Consider the following 4504-nt stretch of genomic DNA (forward strand, 5'->3'; position numbering starts at 1 on the left):
GCGGCGGGCTTGCCGGCGCCTTGCGCGCGCATGGGAGCGGGCGGCTGCCGGACTACATGGTGCCGGCTGCGTTCGTGCGGCTGGCGGCGCTGCCGCTGACGCCGAACGGCAAGCTCGACCGCAAGGGACTGCCGGCTCCCGACGACGACGCCTATGCGCGGGCGGCCTATGAGGCGCCGCAGGGCGCGGTCGAGACGGCGCTGGCCGGGATCTGGGCGGAGCTTCTCGGTGTCGAGCGGGTCGGACGCCACGACCACTTCTTCGAGCTGGGTGGCCACTCGCTGCTGGCCGTGCAGCTCTCGAGCCGGCTGTCGCAGGTTGTTGGGGTCGAACTGCCGCTGACGAGGCTGTTCGCCAGACCGGTGCTTGCCGATCTGGNCTATGCGCGGGCGGCCTATGAGGCGCCGCAGGGCGCGGTCGAGACGGCGCTGGCCGGGATCTGGGCGGAGCTGCTCGGGGTCGAGCGGGTCGGACGCCACGACAACTTCTTCGAGCTCGGCGGCCATTCGCTGCTGGCCGTGCAGTTCTCGAGCCGACTGTCGCAGGTTGTTGGCGTCGAGCTGCCGCTGGCGAGGCTGTTTGCCAAACCGGCGCTTTCCGATCTGGCGGCAAGCATCGTCGAAGATTTGAGCCGCGCCGGTCCGCAAGACCTGCCGGCGATTGCGGCCGTGTCGCGCAATGAGCCGCTTGTGCTGTCGTTTGCGCNAACTTCTTCGAGCTCGGCGGCCATTCGCTGCTGGCCGTGCAGTTCTCGAGCCGACTGTCGCAGGTTGTTGGGGTCGAACTGCCGCTGACGAGGCTGTTCGCCAGACCGGTGCTTGCCGATCTGGCCGAAAGCATCGTCGAGGTGTTGAGCCGCGCCGGTCCGCAAGACCTGCCGGCGATTGCGACGGTGTCGCGCAATGAGCCGCTTGTGCTGTCGTTTGCGCAGCAGCGGATATGGTTTTTGGCGCAGCTCGACGAGGGCAGCACCAACTATCATATTCCGCTGGCCTTGCGGCTGCGGGGGGTGCTCGACCGCGTCGCCTGGCAGCGCAGCCTTGACCGTCTGTTTGCACGTCATGAGGCGCTACGCAGTGTCTTTGTCGCGTCGGAGGGCAAGCCCCTGGTCGCGGTTCTGCCGCCGGATGCGGGGCTGCCGGTGCTGGAGCACAATCTCAAGGGCAGGCCAGATGCTGAGGCGGCGCTTTTGGATCTGTGCCATGAAGAGGCCCTCACGCCGTTCGATCTGTCGCGTGGGCCGCTGATCCGCGGGCGTCTGATCCGGATATCGGATGAGGAACACGTCTTCCTGCTGACCCAGCACCACATCGTCTCGNATTCCGCTGGCCTTGCGGCTGCGGGGGGTGCTCGACCGCGTCGCCTGGCAGCGCAGCCTTGACCGTCTGTTTGCACGTCATGAGGCGCTGCGCAGTGTCTTTGTCGCGCCGGAGGGCAAGCCCTGGGTTGAGGTCCTGCCGCCGGATGCGGGGCTGCCGGTGCTCGAGCACGATCTGCGGGACAGGCCGGATGCTGAGGCTGTGCTTTCGGATCTGTGCCATGAAGAGGCGCGCACGCCGTTCGATCTGTCGCGCGGGCCGCTGATCCGCGCTCGTCTGATCCGGCTGGCGGATGAGGAGCACGTCTTCCAGCTGACCCAGCATNGGCTGCGCTTTTGGATCTGTGCCATGAAGAGGCGCGCACGCCGTTCGATCTGTCGCGCGGGCCGCTGATCCGCGCTCGTCTGATCCGGCTGGCGGATGAGGAGCACGTCTTCCAGCTGACCCAGCATCACATCGTCTCCGACGGCTGGTCGATGGGCGTCTTGATGCGTGAACTGAGTCAGCTTTACCGGGCGTTCGAGGCTGGACAGGACGATCCTTTGCCGCCGCTTGCGATCCAATATCCGGATTATGCCGCCTGGCAGCGGCAGTGGCTGTCGGGGGAACGGCTGCAGAGCCAGGCGCAGTATTGGCGCAACGCCCTGTCAGGCGCCCCGGCCCGTCTTGCGCTGCCGACGGACCGCGTGCGGCCGGCCCAGCAGTCGTTTGCCGGGGCGACGGTTCCGATCGTTATCGATGCGGATCTGACGCGGCGGCTGAAGCGGCTGAGCCGGCAGCATGGCACGACGTTGTTCATGACGGTGCTGGCGGCCTGGGCGGCGGTGCTGTCGCGCCTGTCGGGGCAGGACGACGTCGTGATCGGCGTGCCGAGCGCCAATCGCGGCCGGCGCGAGATCGAAGAGCTGATCGGCTTCTTCGTCAACACNACCTGCCGTTCGAGCAGGTCGTCGAGATCGCGCAGCCGCCCCGGCATCTTGATCACACGCCGTTGTTCCAGGTGATGCTGGCCTGGGAGAACAATGCGGTCGAGTCATTGGACCTGCCGGGGCTGAGTGTGGAGGCTGCCGGGGAGGGGCATGATCAGGTCAAGTTCGATCTGGAGCTGAGCCTGGGCGAGCGTGGCGATCAGATCGCCGGATCGCTGCACTATGCCACGGCGCTGTTCGACGAAGCGACGATCGAGCGGCAGCGTGGTTATCTGCTGGCGCTGCTGCGGGCGATGGNTCGCGGCGAGCGTGCGGACCACGCATGCGCGGCTTTCCGAGCTGCTGGCGCACGAGCATGCCTCGCTGGCGCTGGCGCAACGCTGCAGCGGCGTTGCGGCGCCGGCGCCGCTGTTCGGTGCGCTGTTGAACTACCGCCACAACACGCCGGCGGCCATGGCCGGCTCCAGGACGGACGATGGTCTGTCCGGCGTGGAATGGCTGGGCAGCGAGGAGCGCACCAACTATCCGCTGACNGAACAATGCGGTCGAGTCATTGGACCTGCCGGGGCTGAGTGTGGAGGCTGCCGGGGAGGGGTATGATCAGGTCAAGTTCGATCTGGAGCTGAGCCGGGGCGAGCGTGGCGATCAGATCGCCGGATCGCTGCACTATGCCACGGCGCTGTTCGACGAAGCGACGATCGAGCGGCAGCGTGGTTATCTGCTGGCGCTGCTGCGGGCGATGGTTGCCGATGCCGGGCAGCCGGTCGGCCGCATCGAGCTGCTGTCGCCCGAGGAGCGGACCTACCTTTTGGAGGAGCTGAACCGGACGGACGCGGACTATCCGTCGGATCTTTGCATCCACGAGCTGTTCGAGCAACAGGTGCGCCGCACACCCGAGGCGGTGGCGGTGGTTCATGAGGACGAGGCGCTCTCCTATGGCGAACTCAACGCCCGGGCCAACCGGCTGGCCCATCATCTGATCGCCCTTGGGGTCAAGCCGGATCAGCCGGTGGCGATCTGCGTCGAGCGCAGCCCGGCGATGGTGGTGGGGCTGCTGGCGATCCTGAAGGCGGGCGGCGCTTATGTGCCGATCGATCCGGCCTATCCGGGCTCACGGCTCAACCAGGTGCTCGCCGATGCCGCCCCCAAGCTGCTGCTGGCCGATGCGGCCGGACGCGCCGCCCTCGGCGCCGAGGCGCTCGCCAGCCTGACGGCGGTCGACCTCTCGGACGGCGCGCGTCCATGGGCNAGAATGGCTGATGGCCGATTGTGCTGCGCGCCTGGTGCTTAGCGAGAGTGACGATGATGATCTGCTTGAGGTGACGATCCCTGTTCTGGCCATTGAGCCGCTCATGACCGGAGCAGGGTCTAGTGCCGATCCTGGTCTGGCATTGAGCGCCGAGGCTGCCGCTTACGTGATGTACACGTCCGGCTCGACCGGCCTTCCCAAGGGGGTTGTTNCTGGCATTGAGCGCCGAGGCTGCCGCTTACGTGATGTACACGTCCGGCTCGACCGGCCTTCCCAAGGGGGTTGTTGTTGCTCACCGTGCGGTCAACCGGCTCGTCATCAACAATGGCTATGCGCAGTTCAGCTCGAGTGATCGTGTGGCGTGGGTGGGCAATCCCGCGTTTGATATCAGTACCCTGGAAGTGTGGGCACCGCTGCTACACGGTTCAAGCCTGGTTGTGATTCCACAAATNCGCGTTTGATATCAGTACCCTGGAAGTGTGGGCACCGCTGCTACACGGTTCAAGCCTGGTTGTGATTCCACAAATTGATGTGCTGCAGCCAGAGGTGCTGCGCAGTCTGGTTCAGCAGCATGGCATTACCGTCCTGCATCTGACAGCCGGGTTGTTCAGCCAGAGCGCTGATGATTTAGGCCCGGCGCTGGCAAGCTTGCGGTTGCTATTGGTCGGCGGTGATGCGGTTGATGTGGCGGCAGTAGCACGGGTCTTGAGTNGGTTGTTCAGCCAGAGCGCTGATGATTTAGGCCCGGCGCTGGCAAGCTTGCGGTTGCTATTGGTCGGCGGTGATGCGGTTGATGTGGCGGCAGTAGCACGGGTCTTGAGGGGGAGCCGACCGCAGCATCTCTTGCACTGCTACGGTCCGACCGAGACGACGACCTTCGCGACAGTCTGCGAGATTACCGCGATTGATGAGACGTTTGGCCGGCTCCCGATCGGCCGTCCGATTGCGAACACGCGGATCTACCTGCTGGACGCTCATGGTGCGCCGGTGCCGTTCGGGGCGGTGGG

At 66.0% G+C, this 4504-nt stretch carries 6 protein-coding genes and 2 pseudogenes; all 8 read left to right on the plus strand.

Going from position 1 to position 4504, the window contains the following annotated elements; translation table 11 throughout:
* Positions 1-794 (plus strand): acyl carrier protein (locus X738_RS86620; protein ID WP_036270766.1); only part of this gene is annotated, 794 nt, incomplete at its 5' end.
* The gene (locus X738_RS86625) at positions 743-1381 is read left to right on the plus strand and encodes a condensation domain-containing protein (protein ID WP_023804286.1); all 639 of its coding nucleotides are present in this window, start codon (positions 743-745) and stop codon (positions 1379-1381) included. The genes X738_RS86620 and X738_RS86625, both read left to right, overlap by 52 nt.
* A complete protein-coding gene (locus tag X738_RS88660; protein ID WP_023804287.1) occupies positions 1347-1712 on the plus strand; it encodes a condensation domain-containing protein in 366 nt (121 codons plus the stop codon). Before X738_RS86625 ends, X738_RS88660 begins: the two co-directional genes overlap by 35 nt.
* Positions 1655-2820, plus strand: a pseudogene (locus X738_RS89640) (condensation domain-containing protein). Before X738_RS88660 ends, X738_RS89640 begins: the two are co-directional and overlap by 58 nt.
* Positions 2821-2822: 2 nt before the next feature.
* Positions 2823-3539 (plus strand): AMP-binding protein, encoded by a 717-nt coding sequence (locus tag X738_RS88245; protein ID WP_031257190.1) that lies wholly within the window; start codon positions 2823-2825, stop codon positions 3537-3539.
* Positions 3508-3579: pseudogene (locus X738_RS89645) on the plus strand (hypothetical protein); the annotation flags it as partial. The gene X738_RS88245 and the pseudogene X738_RS89645, both read left to right, overlap by 32 nt.
* Positions 3580-3742: 163 nt before the next feature.
* The gene (locus tag X738_RS88665; protein ID WP_084834012.1) at positions 3743-3958 is read left to right on the plus strand and encodes an AMP-binding protein; all 216 of its coding nucleotides are present in this window, start codon (positions 3743-3745) and stop codon (positions 3956-3958) included.
* Positions 3959-3974: 16 nt separating this feature from the next.
* The coding region (locus X738_RS80525) for an AMP-binding protein (RefSeq protein ID WP_156942797.1) at positions 3975-4504 on the plus strand (530 nt) is incomplete at its 3' end.

The sequence above is a fragment of the Mesorhizobium sp. L48C026A00 genome (assembly GCF_000502375.1).
GTDB classification, from domain to species: Bacteria; Pseudomonadota; Alphaproteobacteria; order Rhizobiales; family Rhizobiaceae; genus Mesorhizobium; species Mesorhizobium muleiense.